Genomic DNA, 15,788 nt, shown 5'->3' on the forward strand with positions numbered 1-15,788 from the left:
AGTTGTGTTTAAGAGACAGGACATCTCTGGTTCGGGCCCGGGCACCCGGCATTTGACCGCCTGATAGGCCTGGTAGGTGCGCTGGGGCGCCCTCGGTGAACATGCTCACCAAGGTTCGATGGACCGGGCGGCTACCGTAGTAGGTGACGACCCGTCGCGTGGGGCGCACCCGTTCGCGCGAAGACGTACGACACGAAGACGTACGACATGAACGCCGCGCGCCGGCGGGTCGGGTATGTGCCGGGCGGTAGGCCGTCTCGGGCAGGCGCTGTGACGGGTCGCGATCTCGCGGCCCTGCCTGCGCGGGGCGGGACGTGATCGCCACCCTTGGGTGGGCCCTCACGTGCCGCGGAACCCCGTCCGAGCCGCTGGCACCTGGCAGGCGCGGCCGTCGTCGGCGGGCTGGCCGTCGGCAAGGCCATGGGCGTAACAGGCGTAGTCGAGAAGTCACGTAAGTCGAGAAGTCAACAGTGAGATGCCCACGATGGCGTGGGCCGATCGGAAGCGATGACGATGTCGAGCTCTGCAGTTCCTCCTTCTCCCTCAGGTGGGGAGCCGACCCGTCAGTCGACTTCCCAGGGATTCACCGCCGGACAGCGCCGCGCGGGCGGCGGGCCTGGCGGTCCGGCCGGGCGGCGCTCGGGCGGCCCCGCTCGCTCGCCGGGCGCGGGCGCGCCGCGGCCACGCTGGCGGGACGGCGCGGACGGGCCGGGCCGTTCCGGTGGCCAGCGGCGCGACGACGGTCGGCCACGCGACGGCTGGTCGGGCCGGCCGGCTGGGTCTGACGGGTCGCGCGCCGGTGGCTTCCGGTCCGACCGAACCTTCCGGGAGAACACGGGCGGTGAGGCCGCGCGCCGGGGTGGCGACGACCGGGGGGTTTCCCACCAGAACGCCGGCCGGACCGACCGGGGCCCCCAGCGGGGCGGCTATCGCCGTGACGGCGACGCGCGGGGTGACCGCGGGCCGTACGGCGGCACAGGCCGGGGCGAGGCCCGGGACGGTGACGCGGGGAGTCAGCGCGGTGGCGGCGGCTACCGAAGCGGCGGCCGCCCTTCCGGCGCCGGCGCGAGCGGCACTGGCTCAAACGGTGGCGGCTCAAACGGCGGTGGTGAACGGCGTGGCGGCTTCGGCCCGCGGGACCGTTCGGGCGAGACCAGCTCCGCTGGCCGTGGCTGGTCCGCGGACCGGCGCGGCGGCGCTGGTGGCTACCGGTCGGCCGGTGGTCCAGGCGGCAGGGATGCGGGAGCGGACCGCGCTCGCGGCGACGGCCGCTCGGAACGTGGGTACGGCCGGCCGGAACGTTCCAACCGCTTCGGGCAGGCCGACGGTGGCCAGGGCGGAAGGGCCGGCGGTCACGACCGGCCAGCCGGGGGCTCGCGGCCCGCGGGCGGCGCCCGTGACGCGGCCCAGGGGGGCGGCTACCGCCCGGCCGGCGAGGGACGAGGCGGCGGCCGTTCCGACGGCGGCCGTTTCGACGGTGCGCGTTCCGGCGGTGCGCGTTCCGGCGGCGATCGGTTCGGCGGCGCCCGTCCCGACGGTGCGCGTTCTGGCGGCGCGGCTCGGCCACGGCCCGACCACGGGGGTCACGGCCAGGGCGAGCGCTTCGACCGCCGTCCGTCGAACGGATCGGCGGGCGAGCAGCGGCGGTTCGGTCGTGACGGGCATCGCGACGAGCGGCCTGGCTGGCAGGACAGGCCGGACAGGCCGGCGGGGACAGGCGCCGACCGGCCGGACCGCGCCGGCGGCTACCGCGGTGGGCGGCCAGGGGACGGGCCCGACCGGGGACCCGGCCGGCCGAACCGGTCGGACGGGCCGCGCGGAGCCGGACCGGATCGGGCCGGTCGGCCGGAGCGGCGCGACCATCGCGAGAGCGGGTACCGCGCGAGCGGCTCGGACGGCTACCGCGCCGAGCGGCCGGACTGGGCCGCCGGCGGGCGAGTGGGCGGCGAGCGGGCAGGCGGGGCCGGCGCGGGGCGGCCCTCCCACCGGCCCCAGCGGCCCGGTCAGGGGCAGCGTGACTTTCAGCGGCCCGAGCGGCCCGGTCAGGGGCAGCGTGACTTTCAGCGGCCCGAGCGGCCGGGAGGGCGATCGGACCGGTCCGGTGGCGGCGCGGACCGGCGCCCACCGCGTCATGACGGCGACCGCGGCGACCGCGGCGGTTTCCGGCCGAGTGGCCCGCGCGCGGACCGCCCCACCGGCCAGCGCCGGCCGGCCGGTCCGCCGGCCTGGGCGCTGCCGGCCGAGCCGGCCGAGTCCGCCTCCCGGGACGCGGCCACGGGCGGTCCTGCCCTGCGTGGCCCGGCCAACCGCGAGGCCGCGGAGCCGTACGCGCCGGCTGTGAGCCGGCCGGCACCGGGCGGACCCGCCGAGGCCGCGGCGTCACCGGCACGAACCCTGGCCGGATCGGTCGCCGATGGCGGGTCGCCCGCGCCGGCGGTGACGGCTCCGCGCGGCGGGACGGCGGATGGCGGTGCCGCCCCAGCCGCCGGATCCGCGGCGGCCGGCGGCGAGCAGGTGGCCGCCGGCGAGCAGAGGACTGGCGGCGAGCAGAAGCCCCGGTCCGGCGGGAGCTACCCGTCTGGCGGACAGCGGCCGGACGGCGACGCTGGTGGCGCCCAGGCCGGCGCCGACCGGCCGGCCGGCGCCGGTGGTTGGTCACGCGGCGGCCCCGGTACGGGACCGCGGGCCCGGCGCGGGGACGGCGACCAGGGGCCGCGTGCCGCCGCCGGAGCGCGACCCGGAGGCGGGCGGGGCACTCTCAGGGGCGCGGGCGGGCCGGCACGGGCCGGTTCCTACCGGTCCGAGCCGGGCCGCGCCGGTGGGCCGGTGGGCCGGCGGCCGGCGGGGGATCGCCGCTCCGGCCCGGGCGGTGAGCGCCGAGCGGCGGAACACCGGCCCACGCCGACGACCCGGCCGCGCGCGGAGGCGCCCCCGCTGCCGGAGGAGGCCCGCCCGGAGCTGCTCGATCTCGAGATCCGCAAGGAGCTGCGCGGCCTGCCGATCGGGCTCGCCGAAGTGGTGTCGCGTCACCTGGTCGCCGCCGCGATGCTTCTCGACGACGACCCGGCGCTGGCGCTCGCCCACGCCAGGACGGCGGCGAGCCTCGCGGCCCGGCTGCCGGCGACGCGGGAGGCCGCCGGGATCGCGGCCTACCACGCGGGCGAGTACGCGACCGCGCTGGTCGAGCTGCGTACCGCTCGGCGGATGGACGGCTCGCCGCGCTACCTGCCGATGATCGCGGATGCCGAGCGCGGCCTGGGCCGTCCGGAGCGCGCGATCGCCTACCTCACCGATCCGTCGGCCGACGCCCTGGACCCGGCGGGCCGGGCGGAACTGCTGATCGTCGGTTCCGGGGCGCGTCGCGACCTGGGCCAGCCGGAGGCGGCCGTCGTCCTGCTCCAGGAGGAGGCGACCCGTCCGGGCGAGCCGCGGCCGTGGACGGCCCGGCTGCGCTACGCCTACGCCGAGGCGCTGCTGGACGCGGGCCGGCCGGCCGACGCGTTGCGGGCCTTCGAGTCCGCCGCCGCGATCGACGCCGAGGGCGAGACCGACGCCGACGAGCGCGTCTACGAGCTCATGACCCAGCTCGCCGCGGAGCCCGCGGCCGAGCCGGCCGCCGTTTCCGTCGCTCCCGCGGCCGAGGCGGGCCGCGCGCCGGGCGACAGCCCTCTCCCGGGCGCGACGGCGCCGACCGTGCCGGAGCGGGCGGGGGAGGAGCCGGCGGCGGAGGAGGTTCGGGACGAGGCCCGTCCCGAGGAGGAAGGTCCTGGGCAGCAGGAGGAGTCGGCGGCGCTGGCCGGTGGCTCCAAGCGGGTCACGCCGGTGCTCTTCGACGACGGCAGTTCCTCGTTGGCGCTCATCGAAGCGGGCCAGGCGGCCGAGGCTCCGGAGGAGCCGGCGCGCCGGCAGAGCAGTGCCCCGGCGCTGCCCGACCTCAGCGTCCTGTTCAGCGACCTGGGCCTTCGTGAGATCCCCGAGGCTGAGCGCCGGTCGCTCACGCCGGACGCCACCGACGACGGCGTCGATGGGGACGATGCCGTCGAGGGTGCTGTCGACATCGTCGAGATCGCCGCCGACGAGGACGAGGACGACATCGTCGAGGTCGACGCCGATGATGACGGCCCGGAGGCGGGCAAGGGCTGAGAAGGCCGAGGACTGAGAAGGACGGGCGCTGTCACCGCGCGGCTACCGGCGAAGGCACCGTTGCGGTGCCAGCGTCGGCCCCAGTTCGCGCGGTGACAGCGAACCATGCCCACCCGGACGCGAGCTTCCCCGGCCGGGTGGGCGAAGGAGCCCGCTTCTGACGCGGGTCTGACGTCCCGGCCCCAGGCCCGTCACCGTGATCGTCGGATGCCCGAGAAGTCGGATGCCCGAGAAGGATGCCCGAGGAGCCGGCGCGCGCCGTCAGGCCGCCGCGAACCATTCCCGCGGGCCGGCGGCGATCAGCGAGGGCCGGCCCCGGCGCGGGGCCGGCCCTCGGCGCGTTTGACGCCTCCCTCGGCGGGCCAGGACGCGGAGGTCAGGACTCGTCGAGGAGACGGATCAGCAGGCCGGTGCGTGGCTTGGGGGTGAACAGTGTCGACTTGCGCGGCATCCGCTCGCCGGCGCCGGCGACCGCCGTCACGCCGGCGACCGGGGTGGGGTTCAGCAACAGCGCCGTGCCGTCGTTCCCGGCCGCGGCGATCGCGGCCGGCGCGTCGTGGAAGTAGTCCACGACGCCCACCTTGTCCTCCAGGCCCCAGACGTCACTGATCAGTGTCAGGTGCGCGACCGTCACGTCCAGGCCGCGGAAGGCCGCCGAGCGGTCCGCCGGCAGCGTGCGGGCCAGCACCTCGTCGGACGGCTTCGACAGCAGGTAGGCATCGCGGCCGTCGGTGATGACGAAGGCGTGCCCGCCCTGGCCGGCCTTGGCCAGCTCGTCGAGAAGCAGCGCGACATCCGCCGGACCCGAGGGCTCCGCGGGAGTCAGCCGGTCGACGGTGAACGCGCCCTCGGCCCGCCGGGCGGCCTCGGTGACGGTCAGGCCGCGGACCGCGCGGTGGATCGGGTGCACCTGCGGGCCGGAGACCGTCGCGTCGACGAGGAAGGTGAGTCCGAAGTCCCAGGGGCCGGGCCCGTCGCCGGCGGCGTGCCGCTCGGCCTGGTAGTGCCGGTAGGTGGCGTAGCGGTGATGCCCGTCGGCGATCACCGCTGGGCGCCCCAGCAGGTCCGCGGCGATCGTGTCGAGCGTCGCCGGGTCGGTGAGCGCCCAGATGCGGTGCGCGACGCCGTCGTCGGTGACCGTGGCGACGAGCGGCTCGGTGGCGACGGTGGCCGCGACGATCCGGCTGGTCTCGCCGCCGCCCTCGTACAGCAGGAAGATCGGCTCCAGGTTGGCCCTGGTCGCCCGCTGCAGGGACAGCCGGTCGGAGACCGGGCCGGCCATGGTGTTCTCGTGGGGAAGGATGATCCCCGCGTCCGGGTCGGTCAGGGCGACGGCGCCGACCAGCCCCCGCTGGCGGTGGCCCTCGTGCTCCTCCTCGTAGACGTAGAGCGCTGGTGCGTCGTCGCGGCGCAGCACCCCGGAGGCGAGCCAGTCCGCGAGCGTCTCGGCCGCCCGGGTGTAGCGGCTGCCCGGCTCGGCGGCCGAGGTGTCCCGGGGCAGGATCAGCCGGACCACGTTGCGCGGGTCGGCGGCCTCGAGCGCCGCCACCCCAGCCTCGTCGATCACGTCGTACGGCGGGGAGGTCAGCGCCGCGAGGTGGCTGTCCGCGCCGGCCGCGGCCGTGAACCTGGCCGCGCGGAACGGCGCGAGCACCAGCCCGGCGGGAACGGGGACATCGGTGGAGGCGGCGGCGTCGTCGTCAACCATGGCCCGCATCGTAGGGCCGGTGACCCGACCCCGATCGTTGACCATCGTCGCCGCGCATCCGAAGGGATTCAGGTCACAGCTCCAGGCGGCCAGGGCCACCGCGGGCGCGGTCTCGCGGGCATCCGGATCGGCGAGCGCGGGAAAACCGGCACCGGAAGGCCCGCCGCCGGCAGGGCGGCCTGGGCCGGCCCAGGGGACAGATGGGCCTCGGAACGAGCGAAGGGACGTACGCGGCGGGTCTTTGCGACGACACTGGACGGCAGACCAGCGTTCCGCCCGGTGGCGGACGCGGGTGCGGCGGCTGACGAGAACGCGTGGCCCTCGGCCCGCGCACGCGGATGGATGACTGTCTATCGGGTAGGCGTTGCACGCCTTGGGGAGGTGCTGATGTCCGAACAGACCGGGTCGGGCAGGGAGCGGCCGAACGGGGCGGGTTCGCCTGCCGGGACTGTCTACGACTGGTTCACCCGCGGGAAGGCGCTGCATGGCCACGGCGACGCGAACGCGGCCGTCCAGCTGCTCGCGCACGCGTGCGCGGCCGAGCCGGAGTCCCGCAGCGTCCGTGAGGCGCTCGCGCGCGCCCAGTTCGACGCCGGGCAGTACGACGCCGCGCTGGAGACCTTCGCCTGGATCGTCGCCCAGGACCCGACCGACGACTACGCCCAGTTCGGCCTCGGGATGGCCGCCAGGCGCACCGGGGACCTGCCGACGGCGATCGAGCACCTGGCGCTGGCGGCGGCGATGCGTCCCGACATCTCGCACTATGGCCGGGAGCTGCGCGGCGCCCGGGCTCATCTGAACCGGGCCCGGCCCGCGTGACGGCCGCGCGGGGCCCGGCCGGATGAGGGCCACGGCGGCCGGGGAGCAGGTGGGCGGACGGAAGCCGGCCAGCGCGGGAGAAGAGAAGCCGGCGCCGGCGGGGCCGGGGGCCGTCCACCCGGCCTACGGGCCGCCGTTGGGCGGGAGCGCGGTGGCGCCGGCGGAGCGGTTCGACGTCGCGCTGCTCGACCTGGACGGCGTCGTGTACCGGGGCGATGGCGCCGTGCCGCACGCCGCCGACGCGATCGCCGCGGCCGGGCGGCGCGGCCTGCGGGTCGGCTACGTGACCAACAACGCCCTGCGCATCCCGGAGGCGGTCGCCGCGCGGCTCACCGGCTTCGGGGTGCCGGCTCGCCCGGAAGAGGTGATCACGTCGGCGCAGGCGGCGGCGCACGTGCTCGCCGAGCGGCTGCCGCCAGGCGCGGCGGTGCTGGTCGCCGGCGGCGAGGGGCTGTGGGCGGCGGTCGCGGCCGAGGGGCTGACCCCGGTGGCCTCCGCCGACGCGGCGCCGCTGGCCGTCGTCCAGGGCTTCGATCCGGAGATCACCTACGGGCGGCTGGCTGAGGCGGCGCTGGCCGTGCGCGCCGGCGCGTGGTGGGTCGCGAGCAACGCCGACCTGACCGTGCCGACGGAGCGGGGCCTCGCGCCAGGCAACGGCTCGCTGGTCGCGATGGTCCGGGCGGCGACGGGAGCCGAGCCGCTGGTCACCGGCAAGCCCGAGCCGGCGATGCACGCCGAGTCGGTGCGCAGGACCCAGGCCCGCGAGCCCGTCGTCGTCGGCGACCGGCTCGACACGGACGTCGAGGCCGGGGCGAGGTCCGGTACCCCGACCCTCCTGGTCCTCACCGGGGTGACCACCGGGTCGGAGCTGTTGGCGGCGGGGCCCGCGCACCGGCCGACGCTGCTCGCCGCCGACCTGCGCGGCCTGCTGCGCCCGCACCCGCCGGCCCGCCTGGCGCCGGACGGGCGGGCCCGGTGCGGCGGCTGGGAGTGCCACGTGGACGACGCCGGCGTCCTGCGCTGGCGTGCGCGTGGCGCCGACGCTGGCGCGGGTGGTGAGCCGGGCGACCCGCGCGACGTGGCGCCAGACCAGACGCCGGACGAAGCGGTGGGCGAAGCGCCGGACAGGGCGGTGGATGACGGGCTGGACGCCCTGCGCGCCGCGTGCCTGGCGGCCTGGGCCGCGGCCGACGCCGGCCGGCCGACGCGCGGCCTGGCCGCGGACCGTCCGCACGCCTGCGCGGACCTCGCCGCGCCGTCGGCGTGAGCGGGGTCCCGGCGAGCGCGAGACGACGGCGGGGAAGCGATGAGCGCGACGGCGGGGCGAACAGGCGGCGCCGTGGTCCTGGGCCGGCGGCGGCCGGGCGGTGGCGGCGCCGGGAGCGGCTCGTCGGACGGGACGGGCTCGTCAGAGCAGCGAACGCACCCGCAGCAGGTCGCGCACGCTGGCCTCGACCCGCAGCCGCCCGCTCGCCCAGGCCGAAGTGACGGAGAGTCTCCCCTCGGTGACGGCTACCAGGTCGTCGCTGCTGAGCGTGAAGGTGATCTGCGCGGCGCGGTTGCCCTCGGTGATGTCGTGCAGGCCGCCGTCGCGCAGCTGGGCGACGTACGAGGTGCCCAGGTCGGGAATCCGGCACATGATCGTGCGGTCGGGCGTGTTCGGTGGGTGGCCCTCGCGCGCCAGCGCCTCGAGGCGGGCGGCCAGGCCACGCAGCGCGGCCTCGCACTGCTTCCGGTCCGCCACGACGACCTGTCCTCCCGTATCCGTGCCGGCGTCGCTCACCCGGGCCGCCTCGGCCGGAGCCCCGCCCGGGGCCGGACGGCCCTGACCCCGGCCCGGGTGCCCCGGCGCGGCGTGCCCCTACCCGTCCTACCTGCTCACGGCCCGCTCCGCTCACCGAGCGCTGGGCCGCTCCCACCCGGCATGACACGGCGGGCGAGCCGGCCCGGGGGTGCCGGGCGGGTCCGGCGTCGCCCACGACAACGGGTCATCACCGCTACTGGCGGGCCGTGGGCGACACTAGCGTAGGAACGACCGGACGAGGCCCAGACAATCCGTGAGCGTCGCGTCGGCGTCCTGGTACGTGCCAATGCGCCCGGACATGCCAACGCGCCTGGACATCGACCACGGGAGGCAGGACAGGTGACCATCGAGCCCGGCACCACGCCGGCGGCCGACTCCGCCGACCCCGTCGGCGACGTGCCGGTGGGCGACGACGGCCTGCGGGCCGCCTCCGCCAGGCTGGCCGAGCTTCCCGGCCTGCCGGTCGCCGAGCACGTCGCCGTCTTCGAGGAGGTCAACCGGCTGCTCGCCGGCACGCTCGCCGAACTCGACGCGGCGGACGGCGGGGAGCCCGCCGGCTCCGTCCCGGCCCGGTCCGGCGGGTCCGGTCAGCCGGCCCGCCCCGGGCAGTTCGGGCGGCCAGGTCCGGGCGCCGCCCCGGTTGGCCGGCCGCGGCCAGGGCCGCCGATGCCGGGGCCCGGCCCGCGGTGAGCGAGTGCTAGCCATGGCACGCAGAACGCGGTTGGACGGCGAGCTGGTCCGCCGGGGCCTGGCCCGCTCGCGCGAGCAGGCCGCCGAGGCGATCGCGGCCGGGCGGGTCCTGGTCGCCGGCCGGCCGGCGAGCAAGCCGGCGACGATGGTCGACGCCACCACGTCGATCGCGCTGAACGGCGGGGACGACCCAGGTTTCGCCTCCCGCGGCGCTCACAAGCTGCTCGGAGCGTTCGCCGCCTTCGGAGTCCCCCCGCTGCCCGAAACGTCCTCGCCCGGTCCAGCGGCGCCGGAGGGGCCCGGAGGGCCCGAGGAACCCGAGGCGCCGGCCGCGCCGGCGGACCCGGGCGGGGCGGCCCGGGGGCCGGCGCTGCGGGTGGCAGGGCGGCGGGCGATGGACGTCGGAGCGTCCACCGGCGGGTTCACCGACGTGCTGCTGCGCGCCGGCGTGGCCTCGGTCGTCGCGGTGGACGTGGGATACGGGCAGCTCGACTGGCGGCTGCGCACCGACTCACGGGTGCGGGTGCTCGACAGGACCAATGCCCGGCACCTGACCCTCGAGACGATCGGCGAGCCGGTCGACCTGGTCGTCGGCGACCTGTCGTTCATCTCGCTGCGGCTCGTGCTGCCGGCGCTGGCCGGCTGCGCCGCGCCGGACGCCGACCTCGTCCTGCTGGTCAAGCCACAGTTCGAGGTAGGGCGGGAGCGGCTCGGCGCCGGCGGTGTCGTCCGCGACGTCTCGCTGCACGCCGAGGCGGTCCAGGGGGTCGCCCGCGCGGCCGCCCAGGCCGGGCTGGGCGTGCGCGGCGTGGTCGCCAGCCCGCTGCCAGGGCCCGCGGGCAACGTCGAGTACCTGCTGTGGCTCGCCGCCGGCGCGCCACCGCTGGACCCGGCGGCACTCGCCGGCGCGATCGCCGCCGGCCCGGCCGGCGCGGGTGGGAGCGGGCGATGACGGGCGGGAGCGGGCGATGAGCAGAGAGATCCTCGTGCTGACCCACCCGCGCCGGGACGGCATGGCCCGGCGCGCCGGCTGGGTGCTCGACCGGCTCGCCGCGGCCGGGATCGCGCCCAGGATGCTGGCCGACGAGGCGGAGCTGCTCGGCCTGGACGGGGCGACCATCGTCCCGCGGGACGACGACGCGGCGGTCGGCGTCGAGCTGGTGCTCGTCCTCGGGGGCGACGGCACGCTGCTGCGCGGCGCCGAGCTCGCCCGCTCGGCCGACATCCCCCTGCTCGGCGTCAACCTCGGCCATGTCGGCTTCCTCGCGGAGGCGGAGCCCGACGCGCTGGAGGCCACCCTCGACGCCGTGGTGCGCAAGGACTACCAGGTCGAGGAGCGGATGACCGTCGACGTGACGGTCCGGCTGCGTGGCGAGGTCACCTATGCCGGCTGGGCGCTCAACGAGATGTCCCTGGAGAAGGCCGAGCGGGCCAAGATGCTCGAGTGCGTGGTCGGCATCGACGGCCGGCCGCTGTCGCGCTGGGGCTGCGACGGGGTGATCTGCTCGACGCCGACCGGGTCGACCGCGTACGCGTTCTCCGTCGGCGGGCCGGTGATGTGGCCGGGGGTGGACGCGTTGCTGGTCGCCCCGATCAGCGCCCACGCGCTGTTCGCCCGGCCGCTGGTGCTCGCTCCCACGTCGACGGTGGCCATCGAGGTGCTCGACCCGGTGCCCGGGGTGATCTACTGCGACGGCCGGCGGTCGGTGCCGGTCGCGCCGCACTCCCGGGTCGAGGTCGCCCGCGGCCGGCGGCCGGTACGCCTGGCGGTGGTGCGCGCGCTGCCGTTCACCGACCGGCTGGTGGCGAAGTTCCACCTGCCGGTCGAGGGCTGGCGTGGCCGGGCCGCGCGCGAGAACGGCTGGTCGGACTCGTTCGTGGGCTTCTCCAGCGACGAACCGGCGGGGTGACCGGGGCCGTGGCGGGTTGGTCGTGCCCGGTCCGCCTCGCGCCGACATGCCGGATTCGCGCCTCCTTCGGCCTCCTCGCCCCGGCCATGCCCTAGAGTTCGGTGCGTGCTCGAGGAAATCCGGCTGCGTGGCCTCGGGGTCATCGATGACGCCGTCCTCGACCTCGCGCCGGGGCTCACCGTGGTCACCGGTGAGACCGGCGCCGGCAAGACGATGATCGTCCAGGGCCTGGGCCTGCTGACCGGTGGCCGCGCCGACTACGGCCTGATCCGCCCCGGTTTCGACCGCGCCTTCGTCGAGGGCCGGCTCGCCGTGTCGCCGGACTCGCTGACCGCGGCGCGGGTGCGCGACGCGGGCGGCGAGATCGACGACGGCGTACTGATCATCGGCCGGACGCTGATCGCCGACGGCCGCTCCCGTGTCCAGATCGGCGGCCGCGCCGCGCCGGCGAGCCTGCTCGCCGAGCTCGCCGAGGACCTGGTCGCCGTGCACGGCCAGTCGGAGGCGCAGCGGCTGCTCAAGACCTCCACCCAGCGGGCCGCGCTCGACCGGTTCGCCGGCGAGGCGGTCGCCAAGCCGCTGGCCCGCTACGGCGAGCGGTACGCCCGGCTCGGCGCGGTGCGCGCCAGGCTCGCCGACATCACGGAGCGCTCCCGTGAGCGGGCCGCCGAGGCCGAGTCGCTGCGGTCCCGGCTCGCCGACATCGAGCGGGTGGAACCGGCCGCCGGCGAGGACGCCGCCCTCGACACGGAGCTGCGCCGCCTCGAGCACGCCGAGGCGCTCGTCCGGGCCGCCCAGACCGCGCACGCCGCCCTGGTGGCCGACCCGGCTTCGGGCGACGGCTCGCCCGGCGCCGTCGACCTGGTCTCCGCCGCCCGCCGGGTCGTCGCCGGGGAGGCCGACCTCGACCCGGCGCTGGCCGAGCTCGGCAACCGGATCCGCGAGGCGGCCGTGCTGCTCGCCGACGTCGCCGCGGACCTCGCGTCCTACGCCGCCGGGGTGGACGCCGACCCGGCCCGCCTGGCCGCCGCGCAGGAACGCCGCGCCGACCTGGCCGCGCTGACCCGCGCGCACGGCACCGACGTCGACGGCGTGCTCGCCTGGGCCGAGCAGGCCGGCCGGCGGCTGCTGGAGCTCGACGGCGGCGCCGACTCGGCCGAGGCGCTCACCGCCGAGCGCGACGCGCTGCTCGACGAGCTCGCCGACCTCGCCGGCCAGGTGTCGGCCGCCCGTTCCCGGGCCGCGCACGAGTTCGGGGAGCGGGTCGCCGGCGAGCTCGCGGGCCTGGCGATGCCGCGCGCCCGGGTCGTGGCGGTCGTCTCCCAGCGCGACGACCCGAACGGCCTGCCGATGTTCGGCCGGATGGTCGCGTTCGGGCCGGGCGGGGTCGACGACGTCGAGCTGCGGCTGGTCCCGCATCCCGGCGCGCCGGCCCGGCCGGTCCACAAGGGCGCCTCCGGCGGCGAGCTGTCCCGGGTGATGCTCGCGATCGAGGTCGTGCTGGCCGCGGACGACGCCGGGGTGACGATGGTGTTCGACGAGGTCGACGCCGGCGTCGGCGGGCGGGCCGCCGTCGAGATCGGTCGCCGGCTGGCCAGGCTCGCCCGCACCCACCAGGTCATCTGCATCACCCACCTGCCGCAGGTGGCCGCGTTCGCCGACCGGCACCTGGTCGTCAGCAAGGCCTCCGACGGCTCGGTCACCCGCAGCGGCGTGACCGCCCTCGACGACGCCGGCCGGGTCCGTGAGCTGTCGCGCATGCTCGCCGGCCAGGAGGACTCCACCCTCGCCCGCGGCCACGCGGAGGAGCTCCTCGCCGCCGCGGCCGCCGACAAGGCCAGGCCCTGACCGAGGCCGCCTGACCGAGACCATCGGACCGAAACGATCGGGACCGAAGCCACGCGATGGGTCGGGCCAGGGCGGCGAGCTGGCGTGTTACTGTGAAGTCCCGTGGACCGGTCGGGTCGGCCGCCGGCATGACCACGGGAGTGTGCGTGGCGCAGGTACGTAGCAGCAAACACATCTTCGTCACTGGCGGGGTGGCGTCGAGCCTGGGCAAGGGACTGACCGCGTCCAGCCTTGGCCGGCTGCTCAAGGCGCGCGGCCTGCGGGTCACGATGCAGAAGCTGGACCCGTACCTCAACGTCGATCCCGGGACGATGGACCCGTTCCAGCACGGTGAGGTCTTCGTCACCGACGACGGCGCCGAGACTGACCTGGACATCGGCCACTACGAGCGCTTCCTCGACGTCAACCTCAACGGCAGCGCGAACGTCACCACCGGGCAGGTCTACTCGGCGGTCATCGCCCGCGAGCGGCGCGGGGACTACCGGGGGCAGACCGTGCAGGTCGTGCCGCACATCACCGACGAGATCAAGGACAGGATCCGCAGGCTCGCGAGCGACGACGTCGACGTCGTCATCACGGAGGTCGGCGGCACCGTCGGCGACATCGAGTCGCTGCCCTACCTGGAGGCGATCCGCCAGGTCCGCCACGAGGTCGGCAGGGACAACGCGCTCACCGTCCACGTCAGCCTGGTGCCCTACCTGGCCCCGTCCGGCGAGCTGAAGACCAAGCCCACCCAGCACTCCGTCGCCGCGCTGCGCAGCATCGGCCTGCAGCCCGACGCGCTCGTCTGCCGCTCCGACCGGCCGCTGCCGCACGCGCTCAAGAAGAAGATCGCGCTGATGTGTGACGTCGACGACGAGGCCGTCGTCGGCGCGCCGGACGCCTCGTCGATCTACATGATCCCGAAGGTGCTGCACCAGGAGGGCCTGGACGCCTACGTGGTGCGCCGGCTTGGCCTGTCGTTCCGCGACGTCGACTGGACCGAGTGGGACACCCTGCTGCGCCGGGTCAACCAGCCCACCCACCGGATCACGGTGGCGATGGTCGGCAAGTACATCGACCTGCCGGACGCCTACCTGTCGGTCACCGAGGCGCTGCGCGCGGGCGGGTTCGCCGTGGACGCCGGGGTCGACATCCGGTGGGTCGCCTCCGACGAGTGCTCGTCGCCCGAGGCGACCGCCGCGCTGCTCGACGGCGTCGACGGGATGATCATCCCGGGCGGGTTCGGGGTCCGGGGCATCGAAGGAAAGATCAACGCGTTGCGGCACGCCCGCGAGCACGGGCTGCCGACGCTCGGGATCTGTCTCGGCCTGCAGTGCATGGTGATCGAGGCGGCCCGCTCCCTGGCCGGTCTGGAGAGGGCGAACTCGGCCGAGTTCGACGAGACCACTCCCCATCCGGTGATCTCGACGATGGCCGACCAGTTGGACGTCATCGCGGGCAAGCGCGACCTGGGCGGCACGATGCGGCTTGGCCTCTACACCTGCAAGCTCGCGCCGGGCACGATCGCGCGCCGCGAGTTCGGCGCGGCCGAGGTCGACGAACGGCACCGCCACCGGTATGAGGTCAACAACGACTACCGCGACCGGCTCGCCGCCGCGGGCCTGGTGTTCTCCGGCACCTCGCCGGACAGCCGGCTCGTCGAGATGATCGAGCTGGCGCCAGATGTGCACCCGTTCTACGTCGGCACTCAGGCGCACCCCGAGTTCCGGTCACGGCCGACCCGGGCACACCCGCTGTTTCGCGGGCTGGCCTCGGCCGCCGTCGCCTACGCGGACCGCCGCCGCGGCGTGCTGCCAGTCGACCTGGGCACCGACCCGGCGGGGTCGGCGGTCGCGGGCCTGGTGACGTCATGACCCGGGCCTCCCGGCTCGACGGAGCCGATCCGGCGGGCACCGCCCGGCCGTGGGCGGCCGCCCCCGAGGAGGCCGGCGTCGCCGGCTCGGCGAGGCACCGCTACGAGGTCGCCGAAAGCAGCACCGAGTATCGCGGGCGGATCATCTCGATCCGGCGCGACCAGGTGCGGATGCCCGACGGCGACGTCTCCCAGCGCGACGTCGTCGTGCACCCGGGGGCCGTCGGCGTCGTCGCGCTCGACGACGCCGGACGGGTCGTGATGGTCCGCCAGTACCGGCACCCGGTCGGCGGCGAACTGTGGGAACTGCCCGCCGGGATCCTCGACCTGCCCGGCGAGCCGGCGTCGGTCGCCGCGGCGCGCGAGCTGGCCGAGGAGGCCGCGCTGCGGGCCGAGCGCTGGTCGCTGCTCGTCGACGTGTGGGCGTCGCCCGGGATGACCGACGAGGCATACCGGGTGTTCCTGGCCCAGGGCCTGTCCGAGATCCCGGTCCCCGAGCGGCACGTCGGGGTGCACGAGGAGGCCGAGATGGCGGTCACCCGTGTGCCGCTGGACGAGGCGGTCACCAGGGTCCTCGAGGGCGACATCACCAACGCGATGGCCGTCGTCGGGATCCTCGCCGCCGCCCGGGCCCGCGACATCGGCTTCGCGAGCCTGCGCTCCCCAGACGCCCCCTGGCCCGCCAGACCCGGCAACCAGGGTTGAGTTTCCTGGTTCGCTGTGTTTCCTGGTCCGCTCCGTCCGGGCGGCGCGCTCCGGCCCCGTCCTCCGCTTCGCTCCGGACGTGACCTCCGCGCGCCGTCCTCCTCCGCTCACGTGCGCTCCGGCGACCTCCGCTGCGGCCCGGCCACGAGCGAAGCGAAGTAGACCCTCGCAGGGAGTAGTTCGGTTCGTGGCGTGGGAGCGTTACGCAACTGAGCTGGCGCGGAGGAGGGCCTCCGCGGAGGCCCTCCTCCGAGCGAAGCGATGGAGGGGGGCCGCAGCGGAGGTCGCCGGAGCGCACGTGAGCGG

12 protein-coding genes are annotated in these 15,788 nt (G+C 76.3%); 9 read left to right on the forward strand and 3 right to left on the reverse strand.

Going from position 1 to position 15,788, the window contains the following annotated elements; genetic code table 11:
• Positions 1 to 1,095: 1,095 nt before the first annotated feature.
• A complete protein-coding gene (locus tag I6A81_RS41515; RefSeq protein WP_203000336.1) occupies positions 1,096 to 1,665 on the reverse strand; it encodes a hypothetical protein in 570 nt (189 codons plus the stop codon).
• A gap of 1,161 nt (positions 1,666 to 2,826) precedes the next feature.
• Between I6A81_RS41515 and I6A81_RS41520 the strand changes: the two genes are divergently transcribed.
• Positions 2,827 to 4,143 (forward strand): tetratricopeptide repeat protein, encoded by a 1,317-nt coding sequence (locus tag I6A81_RS41520; RefSeq protein ID WP_203029854.1) that lies wholly within the window; start codon positions 2,827 to 2,829, stop codon positions 4,141 to 4,143.
• Between the two features lie 376 nt (positions 4,144 to 4,519).
• Here the strand turns inward: I6A81_RS41520 and I6A81_RS41525 are convergent, their stop codons facing one another.
• The gene (locus I6A81_RS41525) at positions 4,520 to 5,860 is read right to left on the reverse strand and encodes a DUF1015 domain-containing protein (RefSeq protein WP_203000334.1); all 1,341 of its coding nucleotides are present in this window, start codon (positions 5,858 to 5,860) and stop codon (positions 4,520 to 4,522) included.
• A gap of 378 nt (positions 5,861 to 6,238) precedes the next feature.
• On the opposite strand from I6A81_RS41525, the gene I6A81_RS41530 reads away from it, so the two are divergent.
• Complete coding sequence (locus I6A81_RS41530) at positions 6,239 to 6,670, forward strand: tetratricopeptide repeat protein (RefSeq protein WP_203000332.1); 432 nt, start codon at positions 6,239 to 6,241, stop codon at positions 6,668 to 6,670.
• Positions 6,671 to 6,806: 136 nt separating this feature from the next.
• The gene (locus tag I6A81_RS41535; RefSeq protein WP_238428349.1) at positions 6,807 to 7,937 is read left to right on the forward strand and encodes an HAD-IIA family hydrolase; all 1,131 of its coding nucleotides are present in this window, start codon (positions 6,807 to 6,809) and stop codon (positions 7,935 to 7,937) included.
• A gap of 141 nt (positions 7,938 to 8,078) precedes the next feature.
• Here I6A81_RS41535 and I6A81_RS41540 read toward each other — a convergent pair whose 3' ends face one another.
• The gene (locus tag I6A81_RS41540) at positions 8,079 to 8,414 is read right to left on the reverse strand and encodes an alkyl sulfatase C-terminal domain-containing protein (RefSeq protein WP_203000328.1); all 336 of its coding nucleotides are present in this window, start codon (positions 8,412 to 8,414) and stop codon (positions 8,079 to 8,081) included.
• Positions 8,415 to 8,813: 399 nt separating this feature from the next.
• Between I6A81_RS41540 and I6A81_RS41545 the strand changes: the two genes are divergently transcribed.
• The 6 genes from I6A81_RS41545 (at position 8,814) to I6A81_RS41570 (ending at position 15,482) form a co-directional block, all read left to right on the forward strand.
• Positions 8,814 to 9,164, forward strand: coding sequence for a hypothetical protein (locus I6A81_RS41545; RefSeq protein ID WP_203000326.1), 351 nt, complete (start codon positions 8,814 to 8,816; stop codon positions 9,162 to 9,164).
• 13 nt (positions 9,165 to 9,177) lie between these two features.
• Positions 9,178 to 10,116: a TlyA family RNA methyltransferase gene (locus I6A81_RS41550; protein ID WP_203000324.1), complete on the forward strand. Its 939-nt coding sequence runs from the start codon at positions 9,178 to 9,180 to the stop codon at positions 10,114 to 10,116.
• A gap of 16 nt (positions 10,117 to 10,132) precedes the next feature.
• On the forward strand, positions 10,133 to 11,074 hold the full coding sequence (locus I6A81_RS41555) for an NAD kinase (protein ID WP_203000321.1): 942 nt from the start codon (positions 10,133 to 10,135) through the stop codon (positions 11,072 to 11,074).
• A 105-nt stretch (positions 11,075 to 11,179) separates the two neighbouring features.
• Positions 11,180 to 12,922 (forward strand): DNA repair protein RecN, encoded by a 1,743-nt coding sequence (recN, locus tag I6A81_RS41560; RefSeq protein ID WP_203000320.1) that lies wholly within the window; start codon positions 11,180 to 11,182, stop codon positions 12,920 to 12,922.
• A gap of 146 nt (positions 12,923 to 13,068) precedes the next feature.
• Positions 13,069 to 14,778, forward strand: coding sequence for a CTP synthase (locus tag I6A81_RS41565; RefSeq protein WP_307875249.1), 1,710 nt, complete (start codon positions 13,069 to 13,071; stop codon positions 14,776 to 14,778).
• Positions 14,775 to 15,482 carry an NUDIX domain-containing protein gene (locus tag I6A81_RS41570; RefSeq protein WP_203000316.1) on the forward strand — a complete coding sequence of 236 codons (708 nt, stop codon included), beginning with the start codon at positions 14,775 to 14,777 and terminating at the stop codon, positions 15,480 to 15,482. Before I6A81_RS41565 ends, I6A81_RS41570 begins: the two co-directional genes overlap by 4 nt.
• Positions 15,483 to 15,788 lie beyond the last annotated feature (306 nt).

The sequence above is a fragment of the Frankia nepalensis genome (genome assembly GCF_016786325.1).
Taxonomy (GTDB): domain Bacteria; phylum Actinomycetota; class Actinomycetes; order Frankiales; family Frankiaceae; genus Pseudofrankia; species Pseudofrankia nepalensis.